Origin of the sequence: Pseudoalteromonas aliena SW19 (assembly GCF_014905615.1) — a bacterium.
Classification (GTDB): Bacteria; Pseudomonadota; Gammaproteobacteria; order Enterobacterales; family Alteromonadaceae; genus Pseudoalteromonas; species Pseudoalteromonas aliena.
This window is the reverse complement of record NZ_AQGU01000025.1, coordinates 1,209,929-1,229,772: the sequence shown is the minus strand read 5'-3', so window position 1 is coordinate 1,229,772 and position 19,844 is coordinate 1,209,929. Positions and strand designations below refer to the sequence as shown.

Annotated in this window: 18 protein-coding genes and 1 riboswitch; of the genes, 12 read left to right on the top strand and 6 right to left on the bottom strand. The window is 38.5% G+C overall.

Annotated features, from left to right (window positions below; all coding sequences use genetic code 11):
- Window positions 1–22 precede the first annotated feature (22 nt).
- The 3 genes from argH to PALI_RS11085 all read left to right on the top strand — a co-directional run bounded on the left by argH (window position 23) and on the right by PALI_RS11085 (window position 3,040).
- Window positions 23–1,888, top strand: coding sequence for an argininosuccinate lyase (gene argH / locus PALI_RS11095; RefSeq protein WP_193155866.1), 1,866 nt, complete (start codon window positions 23–25; stop codon window positions 1,886–1,888).
- A 407-nt stretch (window positions 1,889–2,295) separates the two neighbouring features.
- Window positions 2,296–2,490, top strand: coding sequence for a hypothetical protein (locus PALI_RS11090; protein WP_193155865.1), 195 nt, complete (start codon window positions 2,296–2,298; stop codon window positions 2,488–2,490).
- 16 nt (window positions 2,491–2,506) lie between these two features.
- Window positions 2,507–3,040, top strand: coding sequence for a hypothetical protein (locus tag PALI_RS11085; protein ID WP_193155864.1), 534 nt, complete (start codon window positions 2,507–2,509; stop codon window positions 3,038–3,040).
- Window positions 3,041–3,217: 177 nt separating this feature from the next.
- Here PALI_RS11085 and coaD read toward each other — a convergent pair whose 3' ends face one another.
- Window positions 3,218–3,706 carry a pantetheine-phosphate adenylyltransferase gene (gene coaD / locus PALI_RS11080; RefSeq protein ID WP_138586620.1) on the bottom strand — a complete coding sequence of 163 codons (489 nt, stop codon included), beginning with the start codon at window positions 3,704–3,706 and terminating at the stop codon, window positions 3,218–3,220.
- A 184-nt stretch (window positions 3,707–3,890) separates the two neighbouring features.
- On the opposite strand from coaD, the gene PALI_RS11075 reads away from it, so the two are divergent.
- Together PALI_RS11075 and thiI are read left to right on the top strand one after the other, a co-directional pair.
- Entirely contained in the window at window positions 3,891–4,544 is a 654-nt protein-coding gene (locus PALI_RS11075) for a TetR/AcrR family transcriptional regulator (protein ID WP_193155863.1), read from the top strand.
- A gap of 97 nt (window positions 4,545–4,641) precedes the next feature.
- Window positions 4,642–6,099 (top strand): tRNA uracil 4-sulfurtransferase ThiI, encoded by a 1,458-nt coding sequence (gene thiI / locus PALI_RS11070; protein ID WP_193155862.1) that lies wholly within the window; start codon window positions 4,642–4,644, stop codon window positions 6,097–6,099.
- A 26-nt stretch (window positions 6,100–6,125) separates the two neighbouring features.
- Here the strand turns inward: thiI and PALI_RS11065 are convergent, their stop codons facing one another.
- Both PALI_RS11065 and PALI_RS11060 read right to left on the bottom strand, forming a co-directional pair.
- Window positions 6,126–7,028: a ketopantoate reductase family protein gene (locus tag PALI_RS11065; protein WP_193155861.1), complete on the bottom strand. Its 903-nt coding sequence runs from the start codon at window positions 7,026–7,028 to the stop codon at window positions 6,126–6,128.
- The gene (locus tag PALI_RS11060; protein WP_193155860.1) at window positions 7,021–7,374 is read right to left on the bottom strand and encodes a VanZ family protein; all 354 of its coding nucleotides are present in this window, start codon (window positions 7,372–7,374) and stop codon (window positions 7,021–7,023) included. Before PALI_RS11060 ends, PALI_RS11065 begins: the two co-directional genes overlap by 8 nt.
- A gap of 313 nt (window positions 7,375–7,687) precedes the next feature.
- Between PALI_RS11060 and PALI_RS11055 the strand changes: the two genes are divergently transcribed.
- On the top strand, window positions 7,688–8,170 hold the full coding sequence (locus PALI_RS11055; protein WP_024611901.1) for a YajQ family cyclic di-GMP-binding protein: 483 nt from the start codon (window positions 7,688–7,690) through the stop codon (window positions 8,168–8,170).
- Window positions 8,171–8,333: 163 nt separating this feature from the next.
- Window positions 8,334–8,517, top strand: a riboswitch (cobalamin riboswitch).
- Window positions 8,518–8,554: 37 nt separating this feature from the next.
- Window positions 8,555–10,384 carry a TonB-dependent receptor domain-containing protein gene (locus PALI_RS11050; RefSeq protein ID WP_193155859.1) on the top strand — a complete coding sequence of 610 codons (1,830 nt, stop codon included), beginning with the start codon at window positions 8,555–8,557 and terminating at the stop codon, window positions 10,382–10,384.
- A 67-nt stretch (window positions 10,385–10,451) separates the two neighbouring features.
- Here the strand turns inward: PALI_RS11050 and msrA are convergent, their stop codons facing one another.
- The 3 genes from msrA to PALI_RS11035 form a co-directional block, all read right to left on the bottom strand.
- Window positions 10,452–10,988, bottom strand: coding sequence for a peptide-methionine (S)-S-oxide reductase MsrA (gene msrA, locus PALI_RS11045; RefSeq protein ID WP_193155858.1), 537 nt, complete (start codon window positions 10,986–10,988; stop codon window positions 10,452–10,454).
- Between the two features lie 85 nt (window positions 10,989–11,073).
- Window positions 11,074–14,172 carry an efflux RND transporter permease subunit gene (locus PALI_RS11040; RefSeq protein WP_193155857.1) on the bottom strand — a complete coding sequence of 1,033 codons (3,099 nt, stop codon included), beginning with the start codon at window positions 14,170–14,172 and terminating at the stop codon, window positions 11,074–11,076.
- A gap of 3 nt (window positions 14,173–14,175) precedes the next feature.
- Window positions 14,176–15,228: an efflux RND transporter periplasmic adaptor subunit gene (locus tag PALI_RS11035; protein ID WP_077535748.1), complete on the bottom strand. Its 1,053-nt coding sequence runs from the start codon at window positions 15,226–15,228 to the stop codon at window positions 14,176–14,178.
- A gap of 247 nt (window positions 15,229–15,475) precedes the next feature.
- On the opposite strand from PALI_RS11035, the gene PALI_RS11030 reads away from it, so the two are divergent.
- The 5 genes from PALI_RS11030 (at window position 15,476) to PALI_RS11010 (ending at window position 19,843) form a co-directional block, all read left to right on the top strand.
- Window positions 15,476–16,174, top strand: a complete 699-nt coding sequence (locus PALI_RS11030) for a DUF2982 domain-containing protein (RefSeq protein ID WP_182701589.1) — start codon at window positions 15,476–15,478, stop codon at window positions 16,172–16,174.
- Window positions 16,175–16,195: 21 nt separating this feature from the next.
- Entirely contained in the window at window positions 16,196–16,528 is a 333-nt protein-coding gene (locus PALI_RS11025; RefSeq protein ID WP_193155856.1) for a hypothetical protein, read from the top strand.
- A gap of 67 nt (window positions 16,529–16,595) precedes the next feature.
- Window positions 16,596–18,254 carry an Lcl C-terminal domain-containing protein gene (locus PALI_RS11020; protein WP_193155855.1) on the top strand — a complete coding sequence of 553 codons (1,659 nt, stop codon included), beginning with the start codon at window positions 16,596–16,598 and terminating at the stop codon, window positions 18,252–18,254.
- Between the two features lie 9 nt (window positions 18,255–18,263).
- Window positions 18,264–18,782: an Lcl C-terminal domain-containing protein gene (locus PALI_RS11015; RefSeq protein ID WP_193155854.1), complete on the top strand. Its 519-nt coding sequence runs from the start codon at window positions 18,264–18,266 to the stop codon at window positions 18,780–18,782.
- A gap of 140 nt (window positions 18,783–18,922) precedes the next feature.
- A complete protein-coding gene (locus PALI_RS11010; protein ID WP_193155853.1) occupies window positions 18,923–19,843 on the top strand; it encodes an ExeA family protein in 921 nt (306 codons plus the stop codon).
- Window position 19,844 lies beyond the last annotated feature (1 nt).

Genomic DNA, 19,844 nt, shown 5'->3' with positions numbered 1-19,844 from the left:
CTAAAGGGTTTGGAGATATTTCATGGCATTATGGGGCGGACGTTTTTCTACGGGTCCAGATGAGGCGTTTAAGCAATTTAACGACTCTCTTCCCTTCGATTATCAGTTAGCAGAGCAAGATATTATCGGCTCTGTGGCATGGGCTGGCGCACTTGAGCAAGTCAATGTGTTATCAAATGATGAACACAAAAAACTCGTTGCGGCATTGTATGAGTTACTTGAAGAAGTAAAAGGTGATCCACTCGCTGTAGCAACATCAGGCGCAGAGGATATTCATTCACATGTTGAGGCTGCATTAATCGAAAAAGTAGGTGATTTAGCTAAAAAATTACATACAGGCAGAAGCCGTAATGACCAAGTAGCGACAGACTTTAGATTATGGTGTAGAGATACAGCCGAGCATATTTTAAAAGCAATCGCACAATTAAAAGGTGAATTTGTAGCGCTTGCTGAGCGAGAACTCGGTACTATTTTGCCAGGTTACACTCATTTACAGCGCGCTCAACCAGTACTATTTAGTCACTGGTGTATGGCATACGTTGAAATGCTGGAACGCGACGAAAGCCGTTTACAAGACGCTAAAGCCCGTATGAACTATTGCCCGCTAGGCAGTGGCGCGTTGGCTGGCACTGCTTATCCAATTGATCGTCAAGCACTTGCGCAAGGTTTGGGTTTTACTGGTGCGACTAAAAATAGTCTTGATGGCGTATCCGATCGCGATTTTGTTGTAGAGTTATTAAGCTGTGCGTCAATTTCGATGATTCATTTATCGCGTATGTCTGAAGATTTAATATTTTATAACTCGGGTGAAGCCGGCTTTATAGAACTTGCAGATAATGTGACGTCTGGTTCGTCTTTAATGCCACAAAAAAAGAATCCAGACGCACTCGAACTTATTCGCGGTAAAACGGGTCGTGTATTTGGTGCATTTAGTGCAATGATGATGACGCTAAAAGCACTTCCATTGGCTTACAACAAAGACATGCAAGAAGATAAAGAAGGCATTTTCGACGCGATGCCAACATGGCTTGCGTGTATTCATATGGCTCAAGCATGTATTAAAGGTATAAAAGTAAAAGGCGAGCGTACGCTTGCGGCTGCTAAAGGGGGTCATGCTAATGCAACAGAGCTGGCTGACTACCTTGTGGCTAAGGGCATACCCTTTAGGGAGGGGCATCACATTGTAGGTGTTTTAGTGCAGCTAGCTATTAGTGAAAATAAAACATTAGAAGCACTTTCGCTTGAACAGTACAAATCAGTAAATGATGTTTTTGAAGACGATGTATATCCGGTTTTAGAAATAGACGCATGTATAAAAGCCCGTCAAGCTTTTGGCGGCACATCGATAGAGCAAGTAACGGGGGCAATTAAAGCCGCCAAAAAAAAACAGCAAATAACGGTTCGTGATGCAAATCTAGATGATGTTGAGTCAATAGCTAAGCTCATTCAGCACTGGGCTACAGTAGGTGAAAACTTACCGCGTGCAAAAAGTGACATGGTGCATTCTATAAATGAATTTGCGGTTACTGAAATTAACGGTAGGGTAACAGGTTGCGCTTCTTTATATATTTACGATACGGGACTTGCTGAAATACGCTCATTAGGAATAGATCCACACAGTACAGTAACGGGACAAGGAAGGCAGCTAGTTGACCATCTATTAATAAAAGCCAAAAAATTGGCACTAAATAGAGTCATAGTGCTAACGCGTGTACCAGAGTTTTTTGAAAAACAGTGTTTTACATTTTGTACAAAAGAGAGTTTGCCTGAAAAAGTAATGAAAGACTGTGAGCTTTGTCTTCGTAAAGATAATTGTGACGAAGTCGCAATGGAATATATTTTAAAGTTAAGTAAAAGTGCGGAGATCCCGTGTAAATACGTAGCTTAAATTCCCTAGATACAAAAGCGTACGGTTATCCCTGTGCGCTTTTATTCCAATTCGCTTAATTAAGTGGTCTATTTTGAAGTAAGAAAATCTTGTTAATTACAAGGCAAAGTTTCGTTATTTGGTTGTTCTCGGTAATTGCTCTGCATTCATTTACCAGCAATTTTAACGCAATTAACGCCAAGCTTAGTCCTTTAAATTGATTCAGTATTACTGCAAGTAGGTATTTATGCGTGTGACAGCAATTTTGATCCTTAATTTTTTAGCGTCAAAAAAAATTGGCACACTGGTTGCTTTAATATAAACCAAGTAGCAAAAGTGGCTACTTGGACTAAAATAGGTAACGTGTTTACCGGTACAATGGTGTGATTAAAAGTTGCGCCAAATATAACTTTATAAGGAACAATCACATGCAAATTTCAAACAATAGCCAAGTACAGATGCAAGCATACAATAAAACGCAACAATTAAAGCCTGCAATGGAACAAACTACTAGCCCTAAAACCTTACAGTCTGATACAGTAAGTATCTCTCAAGAAGCCATGGCTGCAGCTGGAACTGAACTTCAACGTGGTGGTGGAATAATACCTATTAAACCTAAATGATATATAAAGGCTATGGATGTTTTTAACTGAGTTTTTTGGCTTTTTTTCGTTATCTGCTCTCACAATGTGGGGTTTTCTAATGGCGTTCTTCTTTAATGCCTTTGTTTATTCCCTTAGTGTAAAAAGAAATACAACCTTATTACTCAGTTCATTTGTTATGATGCTCTCATATACAGTGTCAGATTACTTCTTTACATGGTTATCGATAAAAACAACTGTTTTATTAGATTGGGCTATATATGATTTAATCACTATTGCCATTCTTACTGTGGCTTTTTTAATTATTAAGAAATCAACTCCCTCATTTTTATATTTAATTGTAGGTTTAACAATTAACTCCTCTTTATTTTTATCTATGTATATAGATATGTATATATACAAAAACCAAGAACCTTGGTTTCTTTGGAATATATACACATTTTCAGTAAATATAATTGACTTGATGATGATTGTAGCTCTAATAACAGATAGAGATTTTTTAGGCCTTCACATACTTAAAAGTAAATTCGTTAGCCTTTTAAAACCTAAAAAAAACTACAAAAGGCTATAACTATAAGTATAGGTTGTGTTTGTATTTTTTAGCTAACTTGCAATAACTCACGATGAAAACTTATTACCTTGGGTAATCTCATTAAGGTGTTTTGTAGTCATATCTGACTATATTATCTAGAGCAGAAAAGCACTTAATTAGCGCATGCTTATAATGCGCTAATGCGGTCAATGGCTATTAAGAGTCACAGCCTAATTTGGTTTTTAAAGCCTTTACTATAACAGGGTCTACAAATTCGCTGACATCACCATTGTGACGCGCCACTTCTTTAACAAGTGTTGAGGAAATAAATGAGTTTCTCTCTGCTGGGGTTAAAAATACGCTTTCTAAATCTGGGTTGAGGCGGCGATTCATATTAGCGAGTTGAAACTCGTAATCAAAGTCAGATACCGCTCTAATTCCACGAATCAATACATTGGCATTATTATCTCTTGCTAAATCTGCCAGCAGCCCTGAAAAACCAATTACTTTCACGTTATCTAAATGACTTAAAATGGTGTTGGCCAGCTCCACACGTTCCTCAAGACTAAAACAAGGTTTTTTACTCGGGTTATGCGCAATAGCGACTAATACGGTATCAAACATTTTTGCAGCACGCTGAATAAGGTCAGTATGACCGTTTGTCAGCGGATCAAAAGTGCCAGGGTAAATTGCAGTTATGTTCATAATATTCACTATTTATTATTTTAACGTTAGTTTAACAGTGTTTTTTGCACAAATCAGCAATTGCAAATAGCAATGCTTCAAAGGGAATATGTGGGGTAGGAGTGTTATATGGTAGATATTTGTTTATACTGCATAGCCTCTTTTTTAGTGTAACGTAGCCCTTAGATAATTTGAGTATTAGCATATGAATACCAAGGACAAAATAATACACACCAGTATTTCGTTATTTAACGAACAAGGTGAACGTGCAATATCGACCAATCATATTGCGTCGCATTTAGGGATGAGCCCTGGTAATCTTTACTATCATTTTAAAAATAAAGAAGACATTATTCGTCATATATTTGCACTTTATCGTGATCATTTAAGCACTCACTTTAAACCAATTAATAAAGACGATGATGCTTTTAGCCATTTAACAGCCTACTTGGACTCGTTATTTGAATTGATGTGGCGATATCATTTTTTTTACGACAATCTAGGTGATATTTTATCGCGAGATGCCTATTTAAAGCAGGCCTATATTGACTTTCAATTAGAGTTATTAGAGCAGGTGCGTAAGATTATTATTGGTTTACGTGATAGTGAAATGATTGCTATAGATGAAGAAGATGCTATTGAGCTGGCTCACACACTAAAGCTTACAGTAAGTTTTTGGACGCCTTATATTAAAGCGCGTAGATTAAGTGGGACACTGTTAGAGCAAGATATTTATCATGGTATTTTAAAAGTACTGACATTATTTAGAGCTTACAGTACGGATAAAAGTATTAATAAGCTTAATCAGTTAAGAGATAAATACACTGAGTTAGCACAACATGCCCAAAGTGATATCTAACGATTAAGTTTTGGTTATTTCCTAGACGCTGAATTTTTTGTTATAATCGCGCGCCAAATGTCTGGGAGCGCGAATTCCCGCAGTCTAAGAGTGAACTATGCTTAAATTTATCGTCAAACTACACCCTGAAATAGCCATTAAAAGCCGTTCAGTCCGTAAACGCTTTACCAAAGTGTTAGAAAATAACATTAAGATTGTATTGCGTCGTGTTGACGAAAAAGTACAAGTAAGAAATAACTGGGATAATATTTCAGTTGTTACCAAGCTTGAAGATGCACAAGTTCGCCTTGAGTTTATCGACAGCCTTAAGCGCATACCTGGTATTGTTCAGTTTATTGAAGTAACCGAAACGCAATTTGAAACACTCGATGATATCTATCAAAAAACCATCGCTTTAGTTGGTCATACTATTGTAGGTAAAACCTTTTGCGTACGTGCTAAGCGTATAGGGCAACACGACTTTACCTCAACTGATTTAGAACGCTATGTTGGCGGCGGGTTAAATCAGCACATTGAAGGCGCAAGCGTTAAACTTAGCCGCCCAGAAGTGACAATACGCCTAGAAGTAAAAGACGATAAAGCTTACATTGTTTCGCAAACGCATTTTGGTATGGCGGGCTTCCCGTTGCCAACTCAAGAAGATGTACTTTCGCTGATGTCTGGTGGCTTTGATTCTGGCGTAGCAAGCTATCAAATGATTCGAAAAGGCGCGCGTACACACTTTTTATTCTTTAATTTAGGTGGCGCAGCGCACGAAATTGGTGTTAAACAAGCAAGCTATTTTTTATGGAAAAAATACAGTTCAACACACAAAGTTAAATTTATAACTATTGATTTTGAACCCGTTGTCGCTGAAATTTTAGAAAACGTTGAAAACAGCCAAATGGGTGTCGTGCTTAAGCGTATGATGATGCGCGCGGGGAGTGTTGTAGCGCAAAAGCTAAACATTCAAGCACTTGTTACCGGAGAAAGTATTGGGCAAGTATCTAGTCAAACATTAGCTAATTTAAGCGTGATTGACCGTGTTACTGAAACGCTTATTTTACGCCCGCTTATTCAAAACGACAAACAAGAAATTATCAACCTAGCTCGCCAAATTGGTACCGCCGAAATGGCCGAAACGATGCCAGAATACTGTGGTGTTATTTCTAAAAAACCGACTGTTAAAGCCAAAATTGAAGTAATAGAAGCCGAAGAAGAAAAGTTCGACTTTGATGTGCTTGATACGGTTGTAGATAATGCACGTATAATGGATGTGCGCGATATCGATGTTGAGGCTAAGCAAGAGCTAAAAGAAGCTGAGTCAGTTGCTGATTTACCTGCGGGCGCGGTTGTTGTTGATATTCGCTCTCCAGAGGAAGAAGACGCATCGCCACTTGAGATAGACGGAGTTGAAGTTATACACTTACCATTTTTTCGCTTAGCAACTAAGTTTGGTGATTTACCAAAAAATACGGACTATTATTTATATTGTGATAGAGGCGTAATGAGTCAGCTACAGGCACTTATGTTGCAAGAGCAAGGCTTTGATACTGTAAAGGTTTATCGTCCATAAAAGTTAAAAATTGATATAAGCGTGGTTTATACCACGCTTTTTTTTGCCTGAATTTTAGCTAATAACTGATTATTATAGGGGGTTTTAATATTATAAACTTTACCCTGTTCATTAATATAACCACACATTGCTGTTATTTCAGTTGGCCTCTCGTTAATCACATCTTGTTGCATGGAAGAGTAATTTTGCGCTGTTAGTTCCATTACGTTATAGGCTGTAGTTAGTGCATTAATTAAAGGAATATTAAGGCCTTGTGCTTTTGCAATGTTACATGCTTCAGTGAGTAAATTGATGATCATTGAATTGTATTGGGGATCGCGAAGTTGGCCATTTTTAACGTTATGTAATGCACTTAATGGATTTATGGCAATATTAACGAATAGTTTCTCGAATCGTAGTTGTTGTATGTTGCTTGTAGCGTGTAGCTTTGGAATACTTTTTAAAGTGTTAGCCATAGTTGATATGTTTTTAAGTGCTAAACTATTGCAGCCACCAATTACACTTTGGCCTTCACCGGTATGTTGCACAATGTATTGATTCGATTTAAAGCCTGCCATACTTGTTGTTAAAAAGTAGAGAGCTTGGCTTGGGATTAATTCTGACTTTAATTCTTCAACATTACCCATGCCATTATGTGAAAGTACTATATTTGTGTGCTCAGTTAAGTAAGGCTTTACCTGCTCAAACGCGCTTTGCACTTGAAAAGCTTTCACAGTCATTAATATCACGTCAAATTTTGGTTGTGCAGCTAGTTGATTTAGTGAGATGAAGCGGGCATTTATTTTTTGTGAGGCACTGTTTTTACGACTATAAAAGCGCGTATTATTTGTAGCTTTACGTGTTAAAACATAAACGTTGTGTTGGTTACTTAAAAAATGACTTAAAAGTAAACCAATTGCACCATCACCAACAACAAGAATATTAGTCATAAGGATTCTTTTTGCGAGGAGTAAAAATCACTCTGAGTAAAAAATAGCTAGCTGCACCTGCAAAATCGGCAATAAAATCACCTATAGATGCTTGCCTGTAAGGAAGGGCATCTTGCATTATTTCGATGCAAGCGCCATAACCTGCTAGTAACAATATTTGTGCGTATAAAGGTAGCTTAAATGCCTTATCCATTATTATGGCAAGTACGAAAAAAATCCCAAAGTGGGCTACTTTATCAATATGAGGGAATAAACTTGTAACCCCTCCTTTTATTTCTTTGGCAAATAAAAAGGTAAACGCTACGATACTGATCAAAAAAATTGCTTGATAAACACGCCTTGTCACGACAAATCCTAAAATCGCTTAAAAAAGAGACCGAAGTATATCAAACTAATTTAGTATCGCACCTGAACAAGATGCAGAAAAATGTAAAGATTTATTATTTTAGCGTTATAATTGCGGCATAAATTAAGATTACACCAATTGCATTAAATTAGTGATCTATTATAGCGATAAGAAAACAGCTCAATAATAAGGCTAAAATTATGATACATAGTTGTTCTATATAAATAATTTTTAACGTCGTTAGTGAGTTATTTAATACGCTAGAATAATCATGTTTTTAATAAAATTGGTATTAGACCGTTAGGAGAAGCCAGTGCCTTCATTTGATATTGTATCTGAAGTAGAAATGAACGAAGCTAAAAACGCAGTCGATAACGCAAATCGTGAACTAGAAACACGCTTTGACTTTAGAGGCGTTGATGCATCTATAGAGTTAAACGATAAAACAATTAAATTAAAAGCCGAAGCAGACTCTCAGGTTATGCAGTTATTTGATATTTTGGCGAACAAAATATCTAAGCGTGGCATGGACGTATCAAGTTTAGAGCTACAAGATATTAGTCGTGCAGGCAAAAATGTTTTTCGTAATGTAGGGTTAAAGCAAGGCATCGAAAAAGACATGGCTAAAAAAGTTGTAAAAGCCATTAAAGACTCGAAAGTTAAAGTGCAAGCGGCGATTCAAGGTGAAGAAGTACGTGTAACAGGTAAAAAACGCGACGACCTTCAAGAAGCAATGCAGGTTGTGCGCAGCGCCGATTTAGGCCAGCCTTTCCAATTTAAAAATTTCCGTGATTAAAACACCTTCAAAAATCTAGCTAACCAGCTAGGGGGTTAATTAAAAGCCAAACAGCAGTGTTTGGCTTTTTTGTTATATGGGCTTGCTCTTTCATAACTCACATTGGTAAATCTGTATTTAGCTATATAGACGTCCATTGACATTTATCAACAAAATACTCACAATAGCGGCATATTTTCAAGGTGCTTGCTAAACGCTTCAAGTTAATAAGTTTTTAGCAGGATAATCGGGAAGTTGGTGCGTTTTCATGATGACTACAAACCCAACACTGCCCCCGCAACGGTAAAGTGCGGCATGTTTTTATGTGCTTACTGAGTCCGGAGACCGGCCTTGATGCAATCTTACTTACTTAAATCTTTGCGGTGGGCAAAGGTAGGGGATCTCATGCTAAACAAAACAACCCTTGGCGTTGCAATTTCTGCTGCGCTTTCATTTTCTGCGTCTGGTGCAGAACAATCAATTGAAAAAATAACCGTTACAGCTAATAAGTTTGAGCAATCAATTAATGATGTTTTAGCGAGCGTAAATGTTATTGAACGTGCTGAAATAGAATCAAGTAACGTACGCGATTTACCAGCATTACTAAGTAAACAGGTGGGTTTTCAAGTTAACCCAAACGGTGGTTTTGGTCAAAATACAGGTGTTTCACTGCGTGGTACGGGCTCTGGCGATACGTTGATTTTGATTGACGGTGTACGTACAGGTTCTGCAACCCTTGGTATAAAAGCATTAAGTAATATCCCTCTAAATAGTATTGAACGCATAGAAATTATTAAAGGTTCTCGCGCAGCTGTTTATGGCTCTGATGCACTCGCTGGTGTTATTAATATTATTACGCGTGAATCAGATAACTTATCTCTAAGCGCTACATTTGGTTCAGACTCTTATCAAAATTATCAAGTTGCAGGCTCTGTAAAATCAGATGATATAACTACAGCATTTAACGCAGGCTTTGAAAAAACAGATAACTTTGACGTACTGCAAAGCGTAGCACCAGATGAAGATGGCTATGAAAATAAAAATCTTGGTTTTAAAGTAAATTACACAGATGCACACTACGGTAACTTTAAGTTATTAGGTCAATACAGTGAAGGTTTTGCAGATTACGACAGTCGCTTTAGCCCTGCCACAAGTACTGTAGAAATAGGTGATTTTAAAAACTATCAGCTTTCTGCAGGTTGGAGTAAAAACTACACGAACCAATCGCACAGCATTGATTTAGCGCTTGCAACGGATAACTCTGATAACACTTATGTTAATTTTTCTACTGGTATGCCAATAACAAGTACATTTATAACTAAACGCACACAGGTCGATTATAACGGCCAATACCGACTATCTAATAATTTTAATATTAGTGGGGGTATTAACTGGTATAACGACGATGTATCGCAAAGTTCTACTATATTTGAAGTGCAAGAACGTGACGTACTGGCTGTGTTTGTAGGAGCTTACTACGATGCAGATAAAGTGCTGGCTAATTTAACTGTTCGCCAAGATGATGACGAGCAATTTGGTGACGAAATAACATATACCGCAGCTGCTGGTTATCGTTTATCTAAAGATGCAACGTTTCGTATAAATCAAAGTACTGGTTTTAAAGCCCCTACATTTAACGATTTATATTTTCCAGCTTTTGGTAATCCTAGTTTACAGCCAGAAAAATCAGTAAACCGTGAACTTGGATTAAATATCGATTTTGATTTTGCGCAAGTTGATGTTGCAGTTTTCAGAAACGATATTGAAGATAAAATTGATTATAATACAAGTTTTGCGTTAGCTAATATTAATGAAGCGCGTTATGAAGGCGTTGAGTTTAGCCTTTCTCAACATATTTTTGGATTTGATAGCAACCTTAACTTTGCTTATTTAAGTGCTGAAAATAAAGAAACTGGCGCAGAGCTACGCAATGTTGCTAAACGCACATTTAACTGGGAACTTGCAAAGCAGTTTGGTGCATTTGATGCAAGCTTAGATATGCAATATCGTAGCGATCGCCAAGGTGCTAAGGCGCGCTTAGGCTCATATACACTTTGGAACTTAGCGGGTAATTATCAAGTAAATGAACATATTGAAGTTTCGCTTCGTGTAGAAAACTTATTTGATAAAGAGTATAACGCTGTTGATTCGCACGTAGATGCTACAACAGGTAAAGTGTACTACTATAACACGCCAGAGCGTCGCTTTTTTGCAGGCGCAAGTTACCAGTTTTAATCGTTAAAGAGTAAAAAATACAAAAGCCCGATTTAAATTGGGCTTTTTACTGTACGACTAAATTTATTCACTCAGTTAAAAACTCTTCGAACACGGTTTCAAACTTATGTAATTTTGGCGCGATTAAAATACTGCAATAACCCTGCTGTGGGTTTTCATTGTAATAGTCTTGATGATAGTGCTCAGCTGGGTAATAAGTGCTAGCAGGGCTTACCTCAGTAACAATTGGATTACTTACATGACTTTGCAGTTGAGCTATTATCTCATTGGTTTGTTTTAGCTGGGTGTCATCATGATAATACACAACGCTTCTATACTGTGTGCCTATATCGTTACCTTGGCGATTCAATTGTGTTGCATCATGCAGTGTGAAAAACATTGCTAACAGTGTTTCAAAGCTAACTACAGTCGAGTCAAAGTCAATTTCAACGACCTCAGCGTGACCGGTTGTGCCTGAGCATACAGAATCATATGTTGGGTTAGTAGTTTCGCCGCCGGTGTAGCCAGAACTTACGGTTAGTACGCCATTTACACGTCTAAATGCAGCATCTATACACCAAAAACAGCCGCCACCAAATGTTGCTACTTGCGTTGTTGAGCTCATAAGTATTCCTAAAATGTATATGGGGTTTAAAGGCGAGCATAAATTGTATGCGCCGTAACAACAAGGTTACGGCGCAATTAAGAAGCTAGATCTCTTCTAGTGGTTTTTCAGCGGCTTGTTTGTCTAATTTTTGCTGCAAAAACTCAGGTGATTGAGTGTTACGTGCAAGTGCATAATATGCAGCTGGTACAACAAAAAGAGTTAGCAGGGTTGATACAATAACACCGGTAAATACGACTACACCAATGACCATACGGCTTTCAGCACCTGGGCCTGAGGCAAGTACTAAAGGCACTGCGCTCATAACGGTTGTTAATGACGTCATAATGATTGGGCGCAAGCGCTGTGTAGCAGCTTGTAATATTGCTTCACTAAATTCAACGCCTTTATCGCGTAATTGGTTAGTAAATTCAACAATCAAAATACCATTTTTAGCGCTTAACCCGATGAGCATAACAATACCTATTTGGCTGTAAATATTTAAGGTAAGCCCTGTAGCCCAAAGGCCAAACATAGCACCCATTAAACCAAGTGGTACGGTAAGCATAATTACAAACGGGTGCATAAAGCTTTCAAACTGCGCCGCAAGTACTAAAAAGGTCACGGTTAACGCGAGTATAAATACGTAGGTCATTGCTGATGCGCCTTCGTAATAAAGTTGCGACTCACCTTTGTAGTCTACTGCACCGTCTATATCGTTTTCCTCAGCAGCGACTTCGTTTAAAAAGTTAAGTGCTTCTTCAAGCGTATAGCCATCTGCTAAGTTGGCGCTTAGCGTTATTGCGCGCATACGGTTGTAACGGTTTAAGCGTGAGGCTGTTGCTTCCTCTTTTAAGCTGATAAGGCTATCAAGTGGCACTAGTTCACCGCTACGTGATTTTAGGTATATATTCGAAATGTCGGTCGGGTTAGCAAAGTCTTCTTTCGTTCCTTTTAAAATCACATCATATTCTTCACCACGATCAATAAAGGTAGTCACGCGGCGTTGACCAAGCATTGTTTCGAGCGTACGGCCTACATCTGATACCGACACGCCTAAATCAGCCGCTTTGTTTTTATCTATGCTGACTAAAAATTGCGGGAAAGTTTCTTTGTAATCATGGTCAATTCTTACAAGACCAGGGTTTTGCTCAGCACGCTTAATTATACGGTCACGCCAGTCGGCAAGTTGTGCGTAATCATTACCTTGCAATACAAACTCAATAGGGCGAGATGAGCCACCACCGCCAATACCACGGCGCATAATGGCAAATGCACGAACATCAGTCACTTCTTGCATTTTACCGCTTATTTCATCCATTACTTCCCACGTTGAGCGTTTGCGTTTATCCCAATCGGCCATACCCACAATCGCAACACCGCCACTGCCACCCCAACCAGGTACTCTAACAAGTACGCGACTCAGTTCACCTGCTTCAGAATAAGGCATTAAGCGCTCTTCTATTTTAGCCATATTAGCAGCGTTGTTTTCGTAGCTTGCCCCTTCAGGGCCGCTCATCATGATAAAGAATGTACCACGGTCTTCTTTTGGTGTTAGCTCAGAGGGAACTTGTAAAAACAGTGAGTAACTAACAAAGCCCGCTAATAATAAGCTCACCATTAAGCCCCATTTACGGGTTATATTAGTAGAGAGTGACTTGCGGTAACTGACTTCAATTTTAGTAAATTGACGGTCCATCCATTGGCTAAATTTGTTTGGTTTATCTGATACTTTAAGTACTTTAGAGCATAGCGCAGGTGCCAGTGTCAGTGCCGTAACACTTGAGAAAAACACGGCAGCACTTACCGCCATAGCGAATTCTGTAAATAATGCACCGATTCGACCATCCATAAATACCAGTGGTACAAACACAGATATAAGTACAAGCGTGGTTGCTACTATAGCAAAACCGACTTCACGCGCGCCTCTAAATGCAGCTAGTAACGGCGGCTCACCCAGTTCAATACGACGGTGAATGTTTTCAAGCATGACAATGGCATCATCTACCACTAAACCGATAGCGAGTACTAGCGCTAGTAGGGTAAGTAAGTTGATTGAGTAACCCATAGCTAATAAAAACATAAAGCTACCAACCAATGCGACAGGTACAGTCACCGCTGGTATAAGTGTTGCCCTTATATTGCCTAAAAACAAAAATATAACGAGCACGACTAAACCCATAGAGATAGCAAGCGTGCTGTAAACTTCACTAATTGATTCTTTAATAAATACAGACGAATCATAGCTATCTTGAATAGTGGTCCCTTCAGGCAAGTTTCGTTTGATTTTTTCAAGTTCGCTACGTGCGTTATCGACTACGGTAAGTGTGTTTGCTTTAGCTTGTTTTACAATACCCAAACCAATCATGTTACGACCGTTACCACGAAACAAGCTTTCGTCATCGGCGGCTTCAAGGTGAACATCGGCGACTTCACCTAAACGCACTAAATAACCTTCTTCACCGCGTTTAATAACCAGATTTTCAAAATCGCGTTGATCTTTATAGCTGCGTGCTGTTCGCACGGTGAAGTCACGGTCTATTGATTCTATTTCGCCAGCCGGTAACTCAACGTTCTCTGTACGAAGTGTGTTTTCTATGTCGCTTGAGGTAATACCCCGTGCGGCCATTGCTTGGCGATTTAGCCAAATTTTCATGGCATATTGGCGTTCACCACCAATGCGTACATTAGATACACCATCTACTACGGCTAAACGGTCAACTATAAAACGCTGTGCATAGTCAGATAGTTGTAATGAGTCCATTGTTTCGCTGTTTAATACAAACCATGCTATTGGGCTTTCATCACTATTAGATTTAGAGACTTCTGGCGGTCGAACTTGATCGGGCAAACTATCAAGTGCACGGGCTACGCGCTCGCGTACATCGTTAGATGCGGCGTCTATGTCGCGGTTTATATCAAACTCAATAGTAATGTTTGAACGTCCATTACGACTCGACGAATTAATACTTTTAATACCTTCAATACCCGAGATACGGTTTTCGATAACTTGAGTGATTTTGGTTTCTATAATTTCCGCAGAAGCGCCGGTATATTCAGTACTGATGTTTACAATAGGTGTTTCAATATCAGGGTATTCTCGAAGTGGCAGCATGGTAAATGCAACCACTCCAAAAGTCAGGAGCAGTAAATTTATTACAATGGCAAAAACGGGGCGTTTGACGCTAGTATCTGTAATCTTCACATATTACCCCTTTACGCTTACTTTACTTCCAGAGCGAATTTTTATCAGCCCTTCGGTAACAATTTGCTGGCCGTCTGTTAAGCCTTCATCAATAGCAACCCAGCCGTTGTTTCTGCTAGCAACATGTACTTCTATGCGATTAGCTATACCGTCTTTAATTTGAAAAACAAAGTGTTTGTCTTGCAAAGGTATCACCGCTTTTTCTGGCACCATTAAAGCTTGATTGCTACTAAGCTCGAGTGCGGTGTTAAGTAGCATACCTGGGCGTAATAACCCTGATTTATTAGCAAAACTTGCTGTTACTTCAACACTACGTGTTACAAAGTCAATACGTGAGCTAATATGTGTTACTTTACCGGTAAAGGTTTTATCTGGGTAAGCGTCGTTTTGAGTAAGTACTTTCATACCCACGCTAAGTTGCGCCAAGTATTTTTCAGGTACTTTAAAATCAACCTTAATAATACTAATATCATCAAGCGTAGTTATTATTGTTGCGTTGCTAACATAAGCACCCACCGATATTTCACGCTTACCTAAAAGACCAGAAAATGGTGCGGTTATTGTCATTTCATTTAGTTTTACCGTAGCGCTTTCTAGCTGCGCTTTAGTTGCATCAACACGAGATAGCTGTTCTTCTAATAACGACTTTGCAGTTGATTGCGAGCGTGAAAGTTCGGTTAGTCGATTGAGCTGGCGTTTTTCTTCTTGTAGATTAATACTTAACTCTTTAACAGCAAGTTGTTCTTGCTTACTTTGCAGCTGTACTAACTTTTGGCCTTTACTGACTAAGTCACCATCTTTAAAGTAAATATCTGTGACATAATCGTTTTGTGCGCTTTTTATATAAATGGCTTGATTTGCACGTGCACTGCCGATGGCCTCAATCATGACAGCATTTTCTTGTGAGGTAACAGTATGCGCAGATACCTGAGTAGACATTTTAGAGAAATCTGTTTGTTCGCCATGGCTAGACGGTAAATATAAGTAGACGCTAAATATTAGCAATAGCGTAATAATAAATGGGAAAAGAGCTTTGCCTGATTGTCTTGAGTACATCGTTTTCATACCTGAAAATTAATTGTAACTATTGTACGAAATAAGACCGGAGAAAGACGGTTATGTGTCTCATAAATTTGTGCGTTAAGCGTAAAAGTTGATGAGAATAATAGTGCGTACCTGTTTTGTTGCAATTAAAGAGGTAAATATATGAATTTTAAAACATCCTGCAAGGCTTGTATAAGGGCCAGAAAAGTCATTGCATGGGCTATTATTATGTTTATATTTTATATGGTGTTTTATCAACATGGGTAAAAATAATATAAAATATAGAGCGCAAGGCACGCGCAATGGTATTGAAATATTAATAGTAGGTGCTGTTGGATTGGCATTTATTATGGCATTTAATTTATTACGCCCAGGTGAAATCAGTATTTTAGAAATTTTTTTAGTGAGTGTTTGCCTAGTTGCCATTTTTGTTGGTTTTTTAAAAACTCAAGAGCCTTTTTATAGTTTAGTGTTAGATGAAGCAACACTTGTTTATAACCATAAATATGGTTCTTGGCGTTTGCCTCATGCTAATTTTCATCACAGTGGCATACCTAAAGTAAAAGATAGTTTTGAATACATAGAATTGAATGCTGTGGGAGTGAAAGTAAATGATATAGATGAGTTTTTAGCAGATATTGCTCCTCGAATCGCAGGCAAACTACTTATAGAGCAACGATATTTATTTATGCAAGCTGTTCAAAAACATTGCAAAAATGGTAATTGCCCATCAGAATGGTTAATAGAAGACACACAATATAAATCCCAAAAAGGGATTTGCTATAATGGACTTATAGCTATGTTTGCAAACAGAGCTAAGTTCCTTCAACTGCTAACAGGTTATGATTTATTATTGCCTGCCAGTGTATTAGATAGAGATGTTTGGGATTTCAGTGCTAACTTGAATAAATGGAAGCATCAACCCAGTCAGTTTATAGCATCGCAAGTAAGAGATTAAACTGCGATAGTAGGAATCGTAATGAGCCAAGAAAGAGCCTTTTTAAAAAGTGGTCGAAATACCATAATACATAAAGATCGAAAACTTGATTTAGTTATTGTAAATTCGGAATCACACCCTCGGATTAAAGTGACGCAAAGTGGTTTAGAACCATTTAAAGAAGAACTGCCAAAAAATCGCCGCGATGCGAAAGAGCGATACTTAGAAGTCGTGTATGTTGGAAGTGCTGATTTGTTTGGCGAAGAAAAACAACTTCTGTTTATTCAAGCTTTAGATGGGCGTGAATACAAAGTAGATTACAGTAAAGTAGGTACGAAGTTGTTTGTACGCATTCATCAAGATACTTATATGTAAATTTTAATGGCATCTTTATTGCTTGTGATTACACTATAGTAATTATTTAACATAGAAGGTGCTGCGCATGAAAGCGTTTGCTTTAATTCCTCTCATTTCTTGCAGCTTACTGAGTGCATGTGGAGGTGGTGGTAGTGATGATAATTTAGCTGTAGAGACATCGGTTAATGCAGGAGCTGATTTAAGTGTTATCGAAAAAACTGAATTTACCATTACTGCACAGGGCTCTCCCGCCGATGGTACATTTACGTGGCAACAAGTAAGTGGCCCAAGTTTAGACGGTTTTCCGCTTGATGGTGCAGAGCAAACACTTACGGCACCTGATATTAAAACCGACAGCAATATCGTTTTACGAGTTAGTTATCAAAGCTCAGGTAGTAGCGCCGTAAGTGACGATATTTCTATTTCAGTTAGTTCTAATAATCAACTCCCCCTCGCTGTTATTACACAAACGTTACCAGTAACTCCCCCTTCTGTATACAAAGACACTGTAACTTTAAGTGGCCTCGAATCAAGTGAACCAGATGAAAACGGTCAAATTAATAGCTATTTATGGCAGCTGTTATCAGGTCCAGATTTAAATATTACTACTTTCAATGAGGCTACCCTTAGTTTTTCACATCCTTTATTGGAAAGTAGTGAGAATTTATTGTGGCAATTAACAGTCACAGATGATGAAGGCGGTGAGGCCAGCACGCAATATACTATGACACTTAATAAAACGAATGAGTTAGTAGATGCAAATGCTGGAGAGGATCAAAATATTGAAGAGTTCGAACAAGTAACTTTAGATGCAACTAGCAGTGAAACAGTTACTGATACATATCAGTGTAAATGGCAACAACTTACCGGAAGTGCTGAGGCACTGACTGATAGTAGCCAATGTATAACAACATTTTTTGCCTCCGATGTAGATACAGATACAATATTAAGCTTTGAGGTAACGGTAACTGATTCGAAAGGACGCACCGATACAGATGCGTTATTTATTGATGTATCACCAAAATCACTGGGGCTTATAAATGACAGTGGTGTTGGTGAATGTTACAACAATACTCTGCGCATAAATTGCGATAATGATGACTTTCCGGGTCAAGATGCAGAGCTTGGTCGTGATAGCTTTGCTAATCGTCTAGATAAAGTGGGCCAAGGTAACTTAGCGTTTGATTATACAAAGCTGAATGAGTTTGCAGATGAAGTTGCTGACGACAGCACTAACTTTAGTTGTATTCGCGATAATGTAACGGGCTTGGTTTGGGAAGTGAAAAGCGGAATATCGGGTTCTTTACCAAATACCCCGTTACGTGACGGTCAAAATCATTACACTTGGAATTTAAGTGATGCAGATTCCGGTGCTGCAACTACAGGTGGTGCTAACACCACATGTCCAAGTGATACCGACTGCGGCTTACAAACGTATATTAATGAAGTTAACGCTGTTGATTTTTGTGGTGGTACAAATTGGCGAGTACCTACTTATACAGAGTTATTAGGCTTAATTGATTACGGTAAGCAAGGACAAAGAGTACTAATAGATACGAGCATTTTTCCTCATATTCCCTTAGCTGGAGCTATAAGTGGGGTCAGCTTGCCTTATTGGACGTCGCAAACGGCGGCTGATGGAACGAGTTTATCGCAAGCTTATATAATAGATATGAGTAGTGGTAATGATCTTGCCTACCCTAAAGATAAAACGGCTTATGTCCGCTTAGTCAGAAGCCGTTAGGAGAAAATTATGAAAATAACATCATTTTACGCATTAACGATAATGGCTCTGAGCTTTAATCTTGCCGCCGAACAAACTTGTTACTCATCAACCGATACAACAACGCCAACTGACCGATTTGTTATAAACACGGATGGCACTGTATCGGATCCACAAACAGGTTTAATGTGGCAACGTTGTAGCTATGGACAAGTATACAATGCGCAGACTAATAATTGTGATGGATCTACACCATCACTTACTTGGCAAGAAGCATTAAAGGTAGCGGTTAACGATGCAACCGCAAAGCATAATGATTGGCAAGTGCCCAATATTAAAGAGCTGGCAAGTATTTTAGAGCATAGCTGTACAGAGCCAAGTATTAATGAAACTGTTTTTTTTGGCACTAAGCTACAAAATTATTGGTCTAGTACCTCAGGGGTCAGCAACATGAGCTCAGCTTGGGTTTATCAATTTGATAGTGGTTTAAATAGCCTGCATGCTAAAACCAGTGATGTGTATTTACGTTTAGTGCGCTACGAAAAGTAAATACTTAGACTCTTTTTTGTAATGTGCACTTTATTTTACATAAATTTACGTTATTTCAATAATAAAGCGCTTACAGTGTTGTCACTGCAAGCGTTTTTTTGCCATTATAGGCCGTGATTTATTGACGAAGGAACATCACGGTGTATTTAAGCTATTTTGGCCTGAACGAAAAACCATTTTCTATCTCGCCTAACCCTCACTACTTATTTTTAAGTGAACGACATAAAGAAGCCTTAGCACACCTTACCTACGGATTGGGTGAAGATGGAGGATTTGTATTATTAACGGGTGAAGTAGGTACAGGAAAAACGACAATTACCCGCAGTATGCTAGAGCAGCTTCCTGAAAATACACAAGTGGCTATGATCCATAACCCAGCACTTTCAGAGCTTGAATTATTAGCCAGTATTTGTGACGAGTTAAAAATTAGTGATGATACACAAAACGCAACGCTAAAAAGCCTTACCGATATTATAAAAAAGCATTTAGAGACAAATAATAAATCGGGTGGGCATACCATACTAATTATTGATGAAGCGCAGTTGCTTGCACCCAATGTGCTTGAACAATTGCGTTTGCTGACAAATATAGAAACCGATCATAAAAAACTATTACAAATAGTGCTCGTGGGTCAACCTGAACTACAAGAGCTTTTAAAGCGAAATGAGCTGAGGCAACTGGCTCAGCGAATAACAGCTCGTTACCATTTATTGCCACTTACGCAAGGACAAACCGTAGCCTATATTAAACATCGGCTACATATAGCTGGGTGTGATAAAGGAATATTTTCAATGGATGCTATGCAAGCTGTGCATCAATTAACGGGTGGGGTGCCCCGCCTAATGAACTTAGTATGTGAGCGAGCTTTAGTGGGCACTTTTGCAAAACAGCAGTTAGTTGTTGATGGCGATATAATAAAAAAGTCAGCCCATGAATCACTTCCTATGGATTTTATTGCCTCAACCAATAAAAAACCGCAAAACTCTATTTCTTTTTGGTCATATGGCATTGCGTTCGCTGCTTTATTTACAGTCGGTATTGGGCTTTCATTTATTTTATAGT

Coding starts and splice junctions, on each gene's coding strand:
- argH (WP_193155866.1), top strand. CDS start 23: ATGGCATTATGGGGCGGACGTTTTTCTACGGGTCCAGATGAGGCGTTT.
- PALI_RS11090 (WP_193155865.1), top strand. CDS start 2,296: ATGCAAATTTCAAACAATAGCCAAGTACAGATGCAAGCATACAATAAA.
- PALI_RS11085 (WP_193155864.1), top strand. CDS start 2,507: ATGTTTTTAACTGAGTTTTTTGGCTTTTTTTCGTTATCTGCTCTCACA.
- coaD (WP_138586620.1), bottom strand. CDS start 3,706: ATGAACATAACTGCAATTTACCCTGGCACTTTTGATCCGCTGACAAAC.
- PALI_RS11075 (WP_193155863.1), top strand. CDS start 3,891: ATGAATACCAAGGACAAAATAATACACACCAGTATTTCGTTATTTAAC.
- thiI (WP_193155862.1), top strand. CDS start 4,642: ATGCTTAAATTTATCGTCAAACTACACCCTGAAATAGCCATTAAAAGC.
- PALI_RS11065 (WP_193155861.1), bottom strand. CDS start 7,028: ATGACTAATATTCTTGTTGTTGGTGATGGTGCAATTGGTTTACTTTTA.
- PALI_RS11050 (WP_193155859.1), top strand. CDS start 8,555: ATGCTAAACAAAACAACCCTTGGCGTTGCAATTTCTGCTGCGCTTTCA.
- msrA (WP_193155858.1), bottom strand. CDS start 10,988: ATGAGCTCAACAACGCAAGTAGCAACATTTGGTGGCGGCTGTTTTTGG.
- PALI_RS11035 (WP_077535748.1), bottom strand. CDS start 15,228: ATGTACTCAAGACAATCAGGCAAAGCTCTTTTCCCATTTATTATTACG.
- PALI_RS11030 (WP_182701589.1), top strand. CDS start 15,476: ATGGGTAAAAATAATATAAAATATAGAGCGCAAGGCACGCGCAATGGT.
- PALI_RS11025 (WP_193155856.1), top strand. CDS start 16,196: ATGAGCCAAGAAAGAGCCTTTTTAAAAAGTGGTCGAAATACCATAATA.
- PALI_RS11020 (WP_193155855.1), top strand. CDS start 16,596: ATGAAAGCGTTTGCTTTAATTCCTCTCATTTCTTGCAGCTTACTGAGT.
- PALI_RS11015 (WP_193155854.1), top strand. CDS start 18,264: ATGAAAATAACATCATTTTACGCATTAACGATAATGGCTCTGAGCTTT.